General features: G+C 60.4%; 15 protein-coding genes, 4 tRNA genes and 1 pseudogene. 10 read left to right on the top strand and 10 right to left on the bottom strand.

Features of this window, described 5'->3' with window-relative positions:
* Positions 1-82 precede the first annotated feature (82 nt).
* The 6 genes and pseudogenes from LOY35_RS23940 to LOY35_RS28705 all read left to right on the top strand — a co-directional run bounded on the left by LOY35_RS23940 (position 83) and on the right by LOY35_RS28705 (position 2,269).
* Positions 83-158 (top strand) — tRNA-Asn (locus LOY35_RS23940).
* A gap of 7 nt (positions 159-165) precedes the next feature.
* Positions 166-242 (top strand) — tRNA-Pro (locus LOY35_RS23935).
* A 5-nt stretch (positions 243-247) separates the two neighbouring features.
* A tRNA-Lys gene (locus LOY35_RS23930) sits at positions 248-323 on the top strand.
* Between the two features lie 94 nt (positions 324-417).
* Positions 418-494 (top strand) — tRNA-Pro (locus tag LOY35_RS23925).
* Positions 495-643: 149 nt separating this feature from the next.
* Positions 644-1,414 (top strand): annotated as a pseudogene (locus tag LOY35_RS28710) (MCP four helix bundle domain-containing protein); the annotation flags it as partial.
* Positions 1,406-2,269 carry a methyl-accepting chemotaxis protein gene (locus LOY35_RS28705; RefSeq protein ID WP_408981266.1) on the top strand — a complete coding sequence of 288 codons (864 nt, stop codon included), beginning with the start codon at positions 1,406-1,408 and terminating at the stop codon, positions 2,267-2,269. The pseudogene LOY35_RS28710 and the gene LOY35_RS28705, both read left to right, overlap by 9 nt.
* Positions 2,270-2,636: 367 nt before the next feature.
* Here LOY35_RS28705 and LOY35_RS23915 read toward each other — a convergent pair whose 3' ends face one another.
* The 3 genes from LOY35_RS23915 to LOY35_RS23905 form a co-directional block, all read right to left on the bottom strand.
* The gene (locus LOY35_RS23915; protein WP_258627909.1) at positions 2,637-3,935 is read right to left on the bottom strand and encodes an NAD(P)/FAD-dependent oxidoreductase; all 1,299 of its coding nucleotides are present in this window, start codon (positions 3,933-3,935) and stop codon (positions 2,637-2,639) included.
* Between the two features lie 81 nt (positions 3,936-4,016).
* The gene (locus tag LOY35_RS23910) at positions 4,017-4,190 is read right to left on the bottom strand and encodes a DUF3094 domain-containing protein (RefSeq protein ID WP_258627905.1); all 174 of its coding nucleotides are present in this window, start codon (positions 4,188-4,190) and stop codon (positions 4,017-4,019) included.
* 98 nt (positions 4,191-4,288) lie between these two features.
* Positions 4,289-4,915: a DUF1780 domain-containing protein gene (locus LOY35_RS23905; RefSeq protein ID WP_003185538.1), complete on the bottom strand. Its 627-nt coding sequence runs from the start codon at positions 4,913-4,915 to the stop codon at positions 4,289-4,291.
* Positions 4,916-5,220: 305 nt separating this feature from the next.
* Here LOY35_RS23905 and LOY35_RS23900 point away from each other — a divergent pair, with 305 nt between their 5' ends.
* On the top strand, positions 5,221-5,907 hold the full coding sequence (locus LOY35_RS23900) for an energy-coupling factor ABC transporter permease (protein ID WP_258627898.1): 687 nt from the start codon (positions 5,221-5,223) through the stop codon (positions 5,905-5,907).
* Positions 5,908-5,970: 63 nt separating this feature from the next.
* Complete coding sequence (locus LOY35_RS23895; RefSeq protein ID WP_258627894.1) at positions 5,971-6,186, top strand: hypothetical protein; 216 nt, start codon at positions 5,971-5,973, stop codon at positions 6,184-6,186.
* Between the two features lie 5 nt (positions 6,187-6,191).
* Here LOY35_RS23895 and yacG read toward each other — a convergent pair whose 3' ends face one another.
* The 5 genes from yacG to pilB are packed head-to-tail and all read right to left on the bottom strand — an operon-like array spanning position 6,192 to position 10,820.
* Positions 6,192-6,398, bottom strand: coding sequence for a DNA gyrase inhibitor YacG (gene yacG, locus LOY35_RS23890; protein WP_024779578.1), 207 nt, complete (start codon positions 6,396-6,398; stop codon positions 6,192-6,194).
* Positions 6,395-7,018: a dephospho-CoA kinase gene (gene coaE / locus LOY35_RS23885; RefSeq protein ID WP_258627889.1), complete on the bottom strand. Its 624-nt coding sequence runs from the start codon at positions 7,016-7,018 to the stop codon at positions 6,395-6,397. Before coaE ends, yacG begins: the two co-directional genes overlap by 4 nt.
* 10 nt (positions 7,019-7,028) lie before the next feature.
* Positions 7,029-7,898 carry an A24 family peptidase gene (locus LOY35_RS23880; protein ID WP_258627888.1) on the bottom strand — a complete coding sequence of 290 codons (870 nt, stop codon included), beginning with the start codon at positions 7,896-7,898 and terminating at the stop codon, positions 7,029-7,031.
* Between the two features lies 1 nt (position 7,899).
* Positions 7,900-9,117 carry a type II secretion system F family protein gene (locus LOY35_RS23875; RefSeq protein WP_258627887.1) on the bottom strand — a complete coding sequence of 406 codons (1,218 nt, stop codon included), beginning with the start codon at positions 9,115-9,117 and terminating at the stop codon, positions 7,900-7,902.
* A gap of 2 nt (positions 9,118-9,119) precedes the next feature.
* The gene (pilB, locus tag LOY35_RS23870) at positions 9,120-10,820 is read right to left on the bottom strand and encodes a type IV-A pilus assembly ATPase PilB (RefSeq protein WP_258627884.1); all 1,701 of its coding nucleotides are present in this window, start codon (positions 10,818-10,820) and stop codon (positions 9,120-9,122) included.
* A gap of 223 nt (positions 10,821-11,043) precedes the next feature.
* Here pilB and LOY35_RS23865 point away from each other — a divergent pair, with 223 nt between their 5' ends.
* Both LOY35_RS23865 and LOY35_RS23860 read left to right on the top strand, forming a co-directional pair.
* Entirely contained in the window at positions 11,044-11,454 is a 411-nt protein-coding gene (locus LOY35_RS23865; RefSeq protein WP_258627881.1) for a pilin, read from the top strand.
* A 355-nt stretch (positions 11,455-11,809) separates the two neighbouring features.
* The gene (locus LOY35_RS23860; protein WP_258627876.1) at positions 11,810-12,163 is read left to right on the top strand and encodes a BON domain-containing protein; all 354 of its coding nucleotides are present in this window, start codon (positions 11,810-11,812) and stop codon (positions 12,161-12,163) included.
* A gap of 297 nt (positions 12,164-12,460) precedes the next feature.
* Here LOY35_RS23860 and LOY35_RS23855 read toward each other — a convergent pair whose 3' ends face one another.
* Positions 12,461-12,757, bottom strand: coding sequence for a DUF2845 domain-containing protein (locus tag LOY35_RS23855; protein ID WP_144929969.1), 297 nt, complete (start codon positions 12,755-12,757; stop codon positions 12,461-12,463).
* Position 12,758: 1 nt separating this feature from the next.
* Complete coding sequence (locus LOY35_RS23850; protein WP_258627874.1) at positions 12,759-15,692, bottom strand: DUF748 domain-containing protein; 2,934 nt, start codon at positions 15,690-15,692, stop codon at positions 12,759-12,761.
* Positions 15,693-15,778 lie beyond the last annotated feature (86 nt).

Raw genomic sequence — 15,778 nt, 5'->3', positions numbered from 1 at the left:
CACGAACGCAGCGATGCAGACGGGTAGAAGAGGTTGAAGCTGGCTTCAATCAGGCTTCAAGGTTGCAACTTGAAATATCAGTTCCGTGATAGCTCAGTCGGTAGAGCAAATGACTGTTAATCATTGGGTCCCAGGTTCGAGTCCTGGTCACGGAGCCATTTCAATCGGGGTATAGCGCAGTCCGGTAGCGCGCCTGCTTTGGGAGCAGGATGTCAGGAGTTCGAATCCCCTTACCCCGACCATATTTGGGTCGTTAGCTCAGTTGGTAGAGCAGTTGGCTTTTAACCAATTGGTCGTAGGTTCGAATCCCACACGACCCACCATTTTTGAGACCAGTTCGCTGGAATCGAATCTTAAGATCAGAGGCCAAAAGCGCTGATCGAAGAAGGCGACTTGAAAAGGTCGCCTTTTTATTACCGGGGTATAGCGCAGTCCGGTAGCGCGCCTGCTTTGGGAGCAGGATGTCAGGAGTTCGAATCCCCTTACCCCGACCATATTGAAAATCCCCGTATCGAAAGATACGGGGATTTTTTTTGCCTGCGCGAAAAGCTGTCTGCAAGTCTTAAGTTATCGTACAACTTGCCGATATCCCGCCGACAGGGGCGTGGCCCCATCTCAGGCCAATAACAAAAAGGCGCCCGTTATGTTTCTTCGTCAACTGAATATCGCCCCTCGCGCGGCGCTGGGTTTTGCCTTGATCGCCGTGCTGGTGGCAATGCTCGGGATGTTTGCGTTGGGGCAGATGTCGAGTATTCGTGACAGTGAGGTCGCGGTGCAAACCCAGTGGCTACCGAGCATTCGCGAGGGTGACGAGATCCGCGAATGGATGCTGCGCATTCGCACCATCTCCCTGCGCATGGCCCTGGACCAAGACCCTAAGAACACCTCGGTCTACCGTGGGCAAATGGATGTCCGCGACAAGGAACTGAGTGAAAAAATCGCCAGTTACGAAAAACTCGTCGTGACCCCTGAAGGCAAAGCGCTCTACGATCAGTTCAAGCAGACGTTCGCCGCCTATCGCTCGGGCATCGCCCAGTCCTTTACCCTGGCTGAGCAAGGGCGTCGGGACGAGCTGATCAAACTGCTGCTGGTGGACATGAAAACCGTCGTGGACGGCTCCGGCAAGCAGCTCAACGATCTGGCGGAACTGTTTTCCAAGCAGGTTTCCATCGAGAGCCAGAAATCCCAGGAGCATTACGCCAGATCCCGGATGATCGTCAGCCTGTTCATCGTGCTTGCGGCCCTGGCCACGGTGGCCCTGGCGATGTTGCTGACGCGCAGCATCGTCAAGCCCCTGGGCGAGGCGCTGAGCGCCGCACAAAGCGTGGCTGAAGGTGACCTGACCCGGCCGATCGAAACCCATGGCAACGATGAGGTGAGCCGCCTGCTCGAAGCACTGGCGACCATGCAGCGGAACCTGCGCGAGACCTTGCAAGGCATCAGCGGCTCGGCGTCACAACTGGCGACCGCCGCCGATGAGCTGAACGTGGTGACCCTCGACAGCACCCACAGACTGCAACAGCAGAACAATGAAATCGAACAGGCCGCCACCGCGGTAACCGAGATGACCACCGCCGTGGAAGAAGTCGCTCGCAATGCGGTGTCGACCTCCGATGCCACGCGTCAGTCCAGTGAGTCGGCGACGTTGGGGCAGGAGCGGGTCAGTGACACTGTCGAGGCCATTGGCGCGCTTGCCAGTGATGTGCAGATCACCGGCGGCCTGGTGCAGTCGCTGGCGAATCAGTCCCAGGACATCGGTAAGGTGCTGGATGTGATCCGGGCTATTGCCGAGCAGACCAACCTGTTGGCCCTCAACGCCGCCATTGAAGCGGCCAGGGCCGGCGAGAGCGGGCGCGGGTTTGCGGTGGTGGCCGATGAAGTACGGGCGCTGGCCTACCGCACGCAACAGTCGACCCAGGAAATCGAGCAGATGGTCCAGGGCATGCGTAACGGGGCCACCCAGGCGCTGGATTCCATGCAGGCCAGTTCCAGTCGTGCAGCCAGTACCCTGGCATTGGCGGAGCGGGCAGGGGAGGCGTTGCAGACCATCACCGCGTCGGTACACGAAATCTACGAGCGCAACTTGGTGATCGCCAGCGCCGCCGAGGAACAGGCTCAGGTGGCCCGCGAGGTCGATCGCAACCTGGTGAACATTCGTGATCTGTCGGTGCGCTCGGCCACTGGCGCGGACCAGACCAGTGCGTCCAGTCATGAGCTGTCGCAACTGGCGAACTCGTTGCGCACGATGGTGCAGCGCTTTCAGGTTTGAGTGCGGGGCTGTAGATCAGCACTGACGGCACCGCCGTCTTCGCGAGCAGGCTCGCTCCCACAGGGGGCCGGGGTGTATGCAGCATTTGTGTACGCCACCAGACCCTGTGGGAGCCGGGCTTGCCCTAATGTTAGTCAGTTAAGGATCAAACGGCGCAACACCTGTGGGAGCAAAGCTTGCTCGCGATAGCGATGGGCCAGTCAACATTGTGACTGACTTACCGCAATCGCGAGCAAGCTTTGCTCCCACAGGTTTGTGGCTTAACTGACTGCATTAGGACTTGCCCGCTTCCACATTGGGCATGCGCTACCAGAACCTGTGGGAGCGAGCCTGCTCGCGAAAGCAGTGTGTCAGGCAACCGCCATTTTCAATGCAGCTTCAGCCGCGGCTCGGTCCCGCGACCGATCTTGCTGCCCAGCATCAACATGGCTGTACGGAACATCCCGTACAACGCCATCTGGTGCATGCGGTACAGCGACACATAGAACATCCGCGCCAGCCAGCCTTCGAGCATCACGCTGCCGGTGAGATTGCCCATCAGGTTGCCCACCGCCGAGAACTTCGACAGCGAGATCAGCGAGCCGTAGTCGGTGTACTTGTAATGCGGCAACGCCTTGCCTTCGATCCGCAGCTTCAAAGACTTGGCCAGCAGCGATGCCTGCTGGTGCGCTGCCTGGGCGCGGGGTGGTACGTTGCGATCGCTGCCTGGTTGCGGGCAGGCGGCGCAGTCGCCGAAGGCGAAGATGTTTTCGTCGCGGGTGGTTTGCAGGGTCGGCAGTACGTGCAACTGGTTGATCCGGTTGGTCTCCAGCCCGTCGATGTCCTTGAGAAACTCCGGTGCGCGAATCCCGGCAGCCCAGACTTTCAGGCTGGCGTCGATCACCTTGCCATCGACGGTGATCAGGCTGTCAGCCGTCACCTGGCCGACCGCGGCGTTGGTCATGACATTGACCCCGAGCTTTTCCAGGGTCTTGTGCACAGGCCCGCCGATACGCTCCGGCAAGGCCGGCAGCACCCGTGGGCCGGCTTCGATCAGGGTGATGTGCATGTTTTCCGGCTTGATCCGGTCCAGGCCATAGGCCGCCAGCTCATGGGCGGCGTTATGCAGCTCGGCCGCCAGTTCGACGCCGGTGGCACCGGCGCCTACGATGGCAACGCTGATCCGCTCCACGGCATCGGTCTGGCCGGCGTGGGCGCGCAGGTAATGATTGAGCAGTTGCTGATGGAAGCGCTCGGCCTGTTTGCGGGTATCGAGGAACAGGCAATGCTGCGCCGCGCCTTCGGTGCCGAAGTCGTTGGTGGTGCTGCCGACGGCAATCACCAAGGTGTCGTAGCCCAGCACGCGGGCCGGCAGCAGTTCCACGCCGGCTTCGTCGTAGGTGGCAGCCAGCTGGATACTCTTGCGTTCGCGGTCCAGGCCGCTCATGCGCCCGAGCTGGAACTCGAAGTGGTTCCATTTCGCCTGGGCGACGTAGTTGAGTTCGTCTTCGGAGGAGTTCAGGGAGCCGGCCGCCACTTCGTGCAGCAAGGGTTTCCAGATGTGGGTCAGGTTCGCGTCGACCAGCATCACGCTGGCCGTGCCACGTTTGCCCAGGGTCTTACCCAGGCGAGTAGCCAACTCCAGGCCGCCGGCGCCGCCGCCAACGATGACAATACGATGAGTCATGGGGATATCTCGCAAGGCTAAAGGAAATCGGTGCCGTTACCCTCGCGAGCGCCGGTGTCGTATCCCTCGACAGCAGGCCGCTCATAGCGTCAGGTAACTGATCAGTCGGCTCAACAGGCCCAGGCTGATCGTCACGGCCAGTACCACCACCAGGAGCATCCACGGCCGGAAAGGCCGGCGCTCGACTCGGTGCTGGGACAGTTGCAGGTACTCTTCGACATGTTTCTGGTCGTCAGGGTTCAGGCGGCTGGTCATAAAGGCCTCGTCAGGTAGACGTTGCGAAGTGTGCGTACGTTACAGGGGATTGCCCGCGGCTGCGAACAGCATAGCCGTTCGGTGGGCACGGTGATGATTCACAGGCTGATCCCCACATCGAACACGATGCTGCGTCCCAGGTTGCCCCGCAGGAAATCCGGCGCATCGGGGTGGGCGAACAGCACCCGGGCGAAGGTTGGTCCCACCAGCGACAGCGAGCGCCAACCCTGACGCAGGTATTCGGTGGGCGGCGGGAAATGGCTGTTGAGGTCCAGTACTTCACGCTTCAGGCTGGCGAAGGCAATGATGTCCAGCTCTCCCAGGTCCATGCCGCGTTCGGTGTAGTTGTGGGCTTTCTTGCGCAGGGTCGGCGCCAGCCTCAGCAGGAATTCATTGGCCGGGATCCGCCTGGGCTTGGCTTCGCGGCGCACCAGTTGGCTCAGTGAGAATGCGCTGCGACGGCGTTGCAGTTCGTCGCGCCATTCGTCATTGAGCCGACGGCCTTCGTCGAGGACGAAGAACACCTCGAAGTTGGCGTCACGGAACAACACGTCCGGTGGCTCCCCGGCGGGGGCGAACTCGTCGGCGCGGTAGGGCACGTTCAGCCCTTGCAGCAGTCGCTGGCAGACCCAACGCTCACGCTCCCATTTGCGGGCATTGGAGAGAAACGCGTTGGCTTGCTCGGCCGCGATGGTCAGCAGGCGTAAATAATCGGAATCATCCATGAGCTCAAGCTTAGCGTTCAATTGCGACAAGCTGGAAGCGTTGCGTTGATGAATGAGTCTGATGAGTGGGGGTGTAGACTCTGCGCGTCAATAGAGACATAAAGCTGTGCACAATTCTTGTGGCGAGGGGATTTATCCCCGCTGGCGTGCGTAGCGCGCCCAAAAGAGTCTGAGGTTGTAGGCGCTGGCGAAGCCTGCGATCTTTTCCCGGACACTGGGCATTCAAGTGCCTGGAAAAGATCGCAGCCCGACGGGGCCTGCGCTGTGCCGGTTGCTGGAAAAGACAAGCGAAAGGTGTAGTTCCCATGATCGGAGCCGAACTGCTCTCACCCCAGACGCTTCTGGCAGGCTGGATGATCTATGTCCCGGTGCTGGCCTGGGCGGTGTGGCGGGCGCCGTGGGTGGAGCTGTTTACCGACAGCCGTCGCCAGCACCTGCTGTTCGGCACGGTGCTGGCGCTGTTCATGTTGTGGCTGGTGCGACGGGATTTCGACACCGGTGTGTCCTATCACTTCATCGGCATGACTGCCGTGACGCTGCTGCTGGACTGGCCGCTGGCAATCCTTGGCGGCCTCATTGCCCAGCTTGCGCTGGTGCTGCTGGGGCGCCAGGACATGGTGGCGCTGGGCGTCAACGGGGTGCTGTTGATTCTGCTGCCGGTGTTGGTCACCGAATGCTGCGCGGTCCTGGTGGAGCGCGCCCAGCCGCGTAATCTGTTCGTGTATATCTTCTGTTCGGGGTTCCTCGCCGCGGCCCTGTCGGCATTGCTGTGCCTGCTGCTGGGGCTGGGTCTGTTGTGGTACGACGGGGTGTTCGCCATGCCTTATTGGCTGAGCGATTTCGTCGGCTACCTCTGGTTGATCATTTTCCCGGAAGCGTTCATCAACGGCATGGTGATCAGTGCGCTGGTGGTATTCAGCCCCGAATGGCTGGAAACCTTCAACCGTACGCGCTATCTGTCGGCACCCTGGAAGGATGACGACAAGGCTTGACGCATATCAAGGTCGTGCAGGCAGGCGCCGTTCATGCTCTGGAAAACTTCCAGGAGCACAACGATGGGTGTCTATGAGTGGGCGAGACAAGAGATCAGGCGTAGCCACGATGCGGCCATGGAGATCGGTTTCGATCCGGGCCTGAGCCTGCGTGCCTTGCTCAGTGCGATCGTGCAACAGAGCAAGACAGTGCGCAGCGCCGAGGACCTGGCCGATGAGTTGAGCTTCCTGGCGGAAAATCTCGACGAAAAACAGGACTACGGGTTCATGCGGCCTTAGGTTTTTCAGTGGTGTGAGCGGGGGTTGAAATCTTCGCTGAACAGTTCGTCCTCGGCATCGGGGCTGACGGGGATCTTGTGTTCTTCCGACGCCCAGGCGCCCAGGTCGATGAGCTTGCAGCGATCGGAACAGAAAGGCCGGAACTTGCTCTCCGGGCTCCATTCGACAGGGGCGCCGCAGGTCGGGCAATCAACGGTTGGGGTCTGGCTCATGATTGGCCTCCAAGCAATGTAAGGTAGAAATGATGCAGGCGTTCGACCTCGCTGTGCAGCCAGGCGAGGTCGCGGTCGTTGACCACCACGTCGTCGGCATGGTCCAGGCGATCCTGGCGGCCGGATTGAGCCTTGAGGATCGCCTGGACCTGTTGCTCGCTGATCCGGTCGCGCTGCAAGGTCCGTTCGATCTGAAGTTGTTCGGGCGCGTCGATCACCAGGATGCGTTGGGTCATGGCGTACTGTCCTGACTCGATCAACAGTGGCGAGACGAGGATTGCGTATGACGATCGGGCCTGGGCCAGGTGGTGGGCAATTTCGTCGGCGATCAACGGATGCAGCAGCGCTTCGAGCCAGCGGCGCTCATCGGCGTTCTCGAAAATCAGCTTGCGCAGGGCCGCGCGATCCAGCGTACCGTCGGCCTGGAGTACGTCCGGGCCGAAGTGCTCAGCGATTTCCACCAGCGCCGGACGCCCCGGCTCGACCACCCAGCGCGCTGCATGATCGGCGTCGATCACATGTACGCCCAGGTCGATGAAGTGCTGGGCGGCGGCACTTTTACCGCTGCCGATGCCGCCGGTCAGGCCAAGAATCCAGGGTCTTTCCACGGGATTGTTCATAAGGAAATCATTAGAAACCGACAGAGTGCCAATAGAAGTCGGTTATTTGACCACCCCAGAGCAAGGCAATCCAGCCGGCAATGGCCAAATAGGGTCCAAAGGGGATCTGTGTCGAAGCCGGAGCATTTCGCATGCGCAACACAATGACCCCGACCACGGCGCCCACCAGCGACGAGAGCAGTAGCGTCAGCGGCAGGATCTGCCAGCCGCCCCAGGCTCCCAGCATCGCCAGCAACTTGAAGTCGCCGTAGCCCATGCCTTCCTTGCCGGTGATCAACTTGAAGACCCAGAATACCGACCACAGCGCCAGATAGCCGGCCACCGCGCCCCACATCGCCTGCTTCAACGAGACGAACACCTCGAAGCTGTTGACGATCAGCCCCAGCCACAACAACGGCAGCACCAGGATATCGGGCAGTAATTGATGTTCGGCATCGATCAGGCTCATGCCCAGCAGGCCCCAACTCAAGACCATCACCAGCGCGGCCTGCCAGCCAAAGCCGAAATGCCAGGCGACGAACGCCGACAGCGCGCCGCAGGCCAGCTCGGTGAGGGGGTAGCGTCGACCGATGGGGGTGGCGCAACTGGAACAGCGGCCATGCAGTGCGAGGTAGCTGAACAACGGGATATTTTCCCAGGCCCGGATGCGGTGGTCGCAGTGGGGGCATTGGGAATGGGGCAGCATCAGGTTATAGGCCGGGCCGGGCGTTTCGGCAGGCAGGCCCAGCAGGTCGTGGGCTTGCAGCCGCCATTCCCGGGTGAGCATCTTGGGCAGGCGCCACACCAGCACGTTGAGGAAGCTGCCAACGATCAGCCCGAGCAAAAGCGCCGTCAGCACAAAGGCCAGGGGATAAAGCGCAAAGAATTCGGTCAAAGGCATGTCAGATCGCAGAGCCGAGTTGAAAGATGGGCAGGTACATGGCAACCACCAGACCGCCGACGACCACCCCCAGGACCACCATGATGAACGGTTCCATCAGGCTGGTGAGGTTGTCCACCAGGTTGTCGACCTCGGCCTCATAAAAACCTGCCACCTTGTCGAGCATGTCGTCCAGCGCCCCGGACTCCTCGCCAATGGCGGTCATCTGGATCGCCAGGTTCGGGAAGATGCCTGAGGCGCGCATGGAAAAATTCAACTGCATGCCGGTCGAGACATCTTGCCGGATGCGCTGGACCGCACGTTTGAACACCACGTTGCCGGTGGCGCCGGAGACCGAGTCCAGCGCCTCCACCAGTGGCACACCGGCGGCGAAGGTGGTGGAGAGCGTCCGGGCGTAGCGGGCTACCGCGGACTTGTACATCAGGGCGCCGACCAGCGGCAGTTTGAGCAGCCATTTATCGCGCCAGTCACGAAAGCCCTGGGAGTGCTTGAGCGCATACTTCACGCCAAAGAATGCGCCCGCCACTGCGCCGAGCAGCAGCCACCACGACTCTTGCATGAACTCCGACAGACCGATGACCATCAGCGTGAACGCAGGTAATTGTGCCCCGAACCCGGAGAATACCGATTCGAATTGCGGCACCACTTTGACCAGCAGAATACCGGTGACCACTGCCGCGACGACTACAACGGCCGCCGGATAGGTCATGGCTTTCTTGATCTTGGCCTTGAGGGCCTCGCTCTTTTCCTTGTAGGTCGCGACCCGGTCCAGCAGGGTGTCCAGGGCGCCGGCCTGTTCACCCGCGTCGACCAGGTTGCAGTACAGCTCATCGAAGTATTGCGGGCACTTGCGCAACGACGCGGCGAAACTGTTGCCGGCGGCGACCTCCTGTTTCACCTCGTCCACCAGCTTGCGCATGTTGGCATTGTCGAAGCCCTCGCCAATGATGTCGAAGGCTTGCAGCAGGGGGACACCGGCCTTGAGCATCGTCGCCATCTGGCGGGTGAAGAGGGCGATATCCAGCGGCTTGATGCGTTTACCCTTACTGAATATCGACGTGGATTTCTTGCGTACCTTTTCCGGGTTGATGCCTTGTTTGCGCAATTGCGCCTTGACCAGCGCCGGGCTCTGGCCGGTCAGCTCGCCGGACATCTTCGTGCCTTTGCGGTCTTTGCCTTCCCAGGTGTAGGTATCGGTTTTTACTGCCTTGACCGCCATGTTCAGTCCTTGGTGACCCGGTTGATTTCTTCCAGGCTGGTCACGCCTTGCATCACTTTGAGCAGCCCTGAAGTGCGCAGGTCATTGAAACCGTCTTTGCGCATTTGCAGGTCGATTTCCAGGGAATTGCCTTCGGCCATGATCAGCCGTTGCAGTTCGGGCGTATTTTTCACCACTTCGTAAACCCCCACGCGTCCTTTGTAGCCACTGTTGCACTGTTCGCAACCGACCGGCTCATAGATCGTGAATGAGCCGATGCGTTCCTTGGGGAAGCCTTCCTTGAGCAGGGTCTCCTCGGGAATCTCCGTGGCTTTCTTGCATTGGCTGCACAGTTTTCGCGCCAGGCGCTGGGCGATGATCAAGTGGACCGCCGTGGCGATGTTGAAGCCGGGGATGCCCATGTTCTGCAAGCGGATCAGGGTTTCGGCGGCGCTGTTGGTGTGCAGGGTGGAGAGCACCATGTGCCCGGTCTGGGCCGCCTTGATGGCGATTTCCGCCGTTTCCAGGTCGCGGATCTCACCCACCATGATCACGTCCGGGTCCTGGCGCAGGAACGAGCGCAGGGCCTGGGCAAAGTCCAGTCCCTGACGCGGGGTCACGTTGACCTGGTTGATGCCTTCCATGTTGATTTCCACCGGGTCTTCGGCGGTGGAGATGTTGATGTCCACGGTATTGAGGATATTCAAGCCGGTGTAGAGCGAGACAGTCTTGCCCGAGCCGGTTGGCCCGGTCACCAGGATCAGCCCTTGTGGTTGCTTGAGGGCCGCGAGGTAGAGCTCCTTCTGATCCGGTTCGTAGCCCAGGGCATCGATGCCCATTTGCGCACTGGAAGGGTCGAGGATCCGGATCACTACTTTTTCGCCCCAGAGCGTGGGCAGGGTATTGACCCGGAAGTCGATGGACTTGGTTTTCGACAGGCGCATTTTCAACCGGCCGTCCTGCGGCTTGCGCCGCTCGGAAATATCCAGGCTGGCCATGACCTTCAGGCGCGCGGCGATGCGGCTGGCCAGTTGGGTCGGCGGCCTGGCCACTTCCCGCAGCATGCCATCGGTGCGCACACGCACCCGGTAGGATTTTTCATAGGGTTCGAAGTGCAGGTCGGAAGAACCGCCCTTGATCGCGTCCAGCAGCATCTTGTTGACGAACCGCACCACCGGCGCGTCGTCGGTATCCTGGCCGGTAATGGCGTCCTGCTTGCGATCGTCGTCCGACTCGATGTCCAGGCCATCGAGGTCGACATCACCCATGCCTTCCAGGCCCGTGGTGCTGGACTCGAAAAACTTCTCGATGGCATCGCTGAGTTTGTCGTCCTCCACCAGGATGGCCTCGGCGGTCAGGCCGGTACTGAACTGGATGTCGTTGATGGCCTGGTGGTTGGTGGGGTCGGAGATTCCCACGAACAGCTTGTTGCCGCGCCGCCACAGCGGCAGGGCATGGTGTTGCCGGACCAGTTTTTCACTGACCAGGCCGGTGGGCTGGCTTTCCTTGTCCAGGCTGTTGAGGTCCAGCAGGGCGACGCCGAAATGCTCCGAGGCGATTTCCGCAACCTGGCGACTCTGGACCAGTTTGTTCTGCACCAGGTAGCTGACCAGGGGCATGCGGTTGCGTTGGGCTTGCTGCTGCGCCTGCTGCGCGCTTTGTTCGGTGATCAGCTCGGCCAGCACCAGTTGCTTGGTCAGGCCGCTGAGGGCGATGTCATTCATGGGGATACCGACTGCTGACAGTTCATGACTTATAGCCTAGTCAAGCATCGACGCCAAACCAGCGGGGCCAGGTGACAAAAAACGTCAGATAGTGCGGATGTTGGAGTAGGACGTAGGGCGTCTGTGGGCTTAGGCCCCTTGCTGGCTGGGCTGGAGGGGTTGGCATGTGCCGTGCAACGCCCCCTCCAACCATGAGATTTCGCCTCATGTAATGGAGATGTCTATGAGCAAGCAGAATGGTTTTACCCTGATCGAGCTGCTGATCGTCGTGGCGATCATCGGCATTCTGGCGACGTTTGCGTTGCCGCAATATTCCAAGTATCAGGCGCGGGCCAAGGTAACGGCGGCGGTGGCGGAAGCGACCGCGTTGAAGGTGCCGTTCGAGGATATGATCAACCAGGGTACTGATCCAAGCTTGGAGACCATCGGTGGAACGGCAACAACCGGCAATTGCACCATGACCGCTTCAGGCTCCGCCACTACCGGCAAGGGTAGCATTGGCTGCACCCTGCTCAATGCTCCCGGCCCGGTACTGGGCAAAACAATTACTCTTACTCGTGATGGGAACGGCGTGTGGACTTGTGCTACCACCGCGGCTAAGGAATTCGCCCCTAAAGGGTGCCCGGGCGTATAAGGCGAACAGTCTGTGACGAGGGAGCGTACTCCTGCTGGGCTGCGTAGCAACTCCATAATAAGGACCTCTGCGCGCTGGGCGGCAACTAGGCCAGCGGGAATAAGCCCAGTTCCCCTCGTCACAAAAAAATCTCCTTATTTCATAAGCTTAGAGAGACCCAAAACCCGCAACTTGCATGTCCTAAATCAACAGCTCATTGCATTTTGCATGATTTTGAAAGTTGCCGTTTCGGTTAACTGTCTGATTTAAAAGGAATTAATGAACGCCTAAAAACTGGCACACCCTTCGCACTACTCCTGATAACCCTGCCGGGATACACCTCCGGCAGTTTCTGAGAAAAACAGGAGTTACTCGTATGAAGAAGTTCGCTATCACTGCCGCTACTGCTGCCGCACTGACCTTGACCATGGCTAACGCATTTGCCGAGACTGCTCAAGCGACCCAGGCTCCGATGATGTTGGCTGCTGGTGAAGTGACTAAAGCCAAGGAAGAAACCAAGGACACCTGGATCACCACCAAGGTCAAAGCTGATCTGATTACCGAAAAAGGTATCCCAGGTTCTGACATCAAGGTTGAAACCAACAAAGGCGTCGTATCCCTGTCTTCAACCGTAGCCATTACCGACGCTCAAAAGACCACCGCCGTAGCAATCGCCAAGAAAATCAAAGGCGTCAAAGCCGTATCGGCTGATGGCCTGAAGGCCGAATAAGGCCAAGACTTCTCGCCTGGACTGGGAGAGGGCGCGGCAAACGGGCTGTGTCATACGTTTGCCGTTGCTTTGGAGTTCATGCGAAAGGCCACAGGGACGTGGCCGCCACAGGCCCTCGGCATTTGCCGGGGGCCTGTTTTATTTTGGGTGAAAGTCAGTCGGCACTTGTGTTGGCTCGTCTACCGCCATCGCGAGCAGGCTCGCTCCCACATTGGTTCTGGGTTGTTCCAAAAGTGTACGGTCGGCGCCGATCCCGTGGGAGCGAGCCTGCTCGCGATGGCGGAGTCATTGCCAGCTTCAGTGCCCACGCCGGCTGGTGATCTGCACCAACCGATTACCCTCGAAGCGCAAGAACTGATACATGCCGCTGTTGGGGCCGTAGGTCCACTCCTCTACCGGATATTCCTCCCGGCGATTGACGCTGCGTTTGTAGCCCAGATCGTCCCGCGCCACCGGTTGCCCGCACTTTTGCAGCACTTCGCTCGAACGGTCGCCCACACTGATCAACTGGCTGCCGCAACGCAATGTGTCGGCAGCCGATGCGTACGGGGTGATGAGCAGTAAGCCCAGGCCGAGCCAGTAGAGACGCTTCATCCTATTCGGCATCCAGATGCAGAGGAGTGATCACACGCCCGTCGCTTTCGGCCTGGCCGAGGCTGGCGTCGATGAAATACACCCGGTCATCGGCCAGTTGGCCCTTGTCCACCAGGAAGTCCTTGATGCTGCTGGCCCGTTCCTGGCCCAGCTCGCGCAGCAATACGTCGCTGCCGCTCCAGAACTTGATGACGCCTTCACGCAGTTTTTCGATGCGGGCTTTTTTATCCAGTTGTGTCCATTCGGCCGGCGGCTGGGTCTTGAGACGGGTTCGGTAGATGCCTTCCAGCAGCGGGGCCTTTTCATCCTCCGGTACCTGCAGCAGCGAAGCCTTGGCTGGAACCTTGTCGCCCCGGCGTTGCAGCATCTTGTAGTAGTTGTACTGGTACTCGCGCTCCAGGCGCTGACTGGCCAGCAGCGGCCCGTCGCTGCTCTCGGCGGCGGTGCCTTCGATTTCCAGGCGCAGCTCCGGACGCTTGGCCAGCGCCTCGGAGAGCTTGAGCAGCACGCCTTCGCTTTCCGGGCTCAGGTCGCTGGAGCCGGCTGCGAACGCAACATTGCCCAGGTCTTCCGAGCCACCGCCGGCCACCAGCCCGCCGATGAGTTTGAACGGCGCCTGGGCCGCTCGCACCACCAGGTTGCGCAGGGTCTGCCAGACAATCGGCATCACACTGAATTGCGGGTCGTTGAGGTTGCCGGACACCGGCAACTCGATGGATATCCTGCCCTCGGAATCCTTCAGCAGCGCGACGGCCAGTTTCAGCGGCAGGCTCACGGCGTCCGGGCTGTCGACCTTTTCCCCCAGTTGCAGTTGCTCGACCACCACCTTGTTCTCGGCCTGGAGCTGACCCTTGGTGATCCGGTAATGCAGGTCGAGATTGAGTCGGCCCTTGCGGATGCGATAGCCGGCGAATTTGCCGGAGTAGGGCGTCAGCGTCGTCAGCTCCACCCGTTTGAAGCTGGTGGCGATATCGAGGCTTTCCATCGGATTGAAAGGGTTGAGTGCGCCCTTGATCGTTACCGGCGCATAGCGGTCGACCTTGCCCTTGACGTCCACGCTGGCCGGTTTGGCCTGGCGGCTGTCGATGGTGCCGATCTGACCGTTGAGCTGCTGGATGGCGGTGGCGAAATTCGGCGTCAGGCTGAAGTCGGCGAAGTTGGCCGAACCGTCGTTGATGGCAATCGCGCCAATGCGGATACCCAGCGGCTTCTCTTGAGAAGCCGGTTTTGCCGTGGTGCTCTTCGTGTCGTTGTCCGGCGGCTGTGGGACCAGCAAGTCATCGACGTTGGTGGTGCGATCGCTGTTGATCATGAAGCGGGCATAAGGCTGGAACAGGTTGACCTTGTCGATGGACAGGCTGTCGCCGTGCTGATAGTTGAGGCCTTCGAGCACCAGGCTCTGCCATTTGACGAAGTCGCGGGTCTTGAGGGTGTCGAGGGTGTGCAGTTGGTCGACCTGGGCGCGACCGGTGACCGCGAAGGCCAGCGGCGCGGTGCTCTTGAGGTCGACCGCCAGGTCGCTGCCGAGCATTCCCGAGCGCAGCTCCAGGCGAATGAATGGGGTGATATAGGCCTGGGCGACACGCAGGTCGATGTCCTGGGTCTTGACCTTGAGCCTGGCGGTGATCGGGTTCAGGTTGACTTCGCCGTCGGCCAGGAGCTTGCCCTGTTTACCCACGCCGCTATCAAGCTTGAGGGTAAAAGGCGAGCCGTTGAGGGTGTCGTAGTTCTGCAGGTCGAGGTTCAGCGGGCCGACGTCCAGTGCCACGGCAGGTTGCGCCTGGCGGTCGGCCAGATGCACCCGGTAATCGCGCAGTTGCACATCCTTCAATAGCACCTGCCACGGCTTGCCGGGTGCCTTTGGTTCAGGTTTGGGGGAGTCGGCCGCTGCCGGGGCCGATGCCGGCTCAACCTTGACCTGCGGTTTGGTCGGCTGGCTGGCGAAGAGTTTCTGCCAGTCCAACTGACCATCGGCCTCGCGTGCCGCCCAGGTTTCGAGCTTCTGGCTGCGGATCTTGCCCACGATCACCTGTTGTTTCGCCAGGTCCACCGTGGTTTCGCTGACATCCAGGCGTTCGAGTTTCGCCAGTGGACGGCCATCGGGGGCCTTGATGGCGAAAGGCGCGACACTGACGGCCACGTTGTTGAGCAGCAGCTCGGTGCCCTTGTCCAGGTTGAGCTTGTAATCGGTGCTCAGATTGAGGATGCCGTTCTCCAGCACCAGCGGTACCGCGTCGCGGACGTAAGGCCACCAGAGTTTCATCTGGCCATCGGTGACCTTGAGCTTGCCCTCGGACGCGATCGGCGAAAGGCTGAAATTACCGGTCCAGTCGATCTTTCCACCTTCGGGGCCGGCGGCCACCAGGGTCATGTCGGCGCTGTCGTCGGGCAGGGTGCTGAGGTTCTTCAGCTCGAAATCAAGGGTGTCGTAGAGAAATTCGATGGGTTCGCTGGGGCGAAGGTCCTGGAAATGGACATAACCGGTGGTCAGCTTGATCCGGTCGACCCGCAGGGGAAACGGCTTGGCCTCGGGATCGGCCGGGGTCGGCTCGCTGGGTGGCAGCTTGAACAGCCCCACGAGGTTCAACTGGCCGTCCTTGGCGAACACCACCTCGGTCTTGGGTTTGTCCAGTTCGATGTCGGCCAGGTGCAGGGCGCCGGACCACAGGCTGTCGATCTGCAGGTTGGCGTAGAGCCGTTCGAAGCCCACCTGCTCCTTGCCCGGCTCGCCGATATTCAGGCCCCAGACGGTGACTTCAAGGCTGAAAGGATTGAGTTCGATACGCTGGATCTGGGCCGGCACCGTGGCATGGTTGGCCAGTTGCTGATTGGCGATGCGCAAGGCAATGCCTGGCAGTATCAGAAAACCCAGCAGGCTGTAGAGGGCCAGTGCGGTGAACAGGGCGCCGAGGGCGCGCAGCAATCCTTTGGGCATGTGTGGCTTCATCTGGTGGAATCGGAGTGCCTTGGAGTATGGCATGCGTTTACGGTTCCGAAGCCACTGGGATTTATGAGAATTGT

This window comes from Pseudomonas sp. B21-028, assembly GCF_024749045.1.
Taxonomy (GTDB): Bacteria; Pseudomonadota; Gammaproteobacteria; order Pseudomonadales; family Pseudomonadaceae; genus Aquipseudomonas.
Note: the sequence above shows the minus strand (reverse complement) of the source record. Positions and strands in the feature narration are given on the sequence as shown.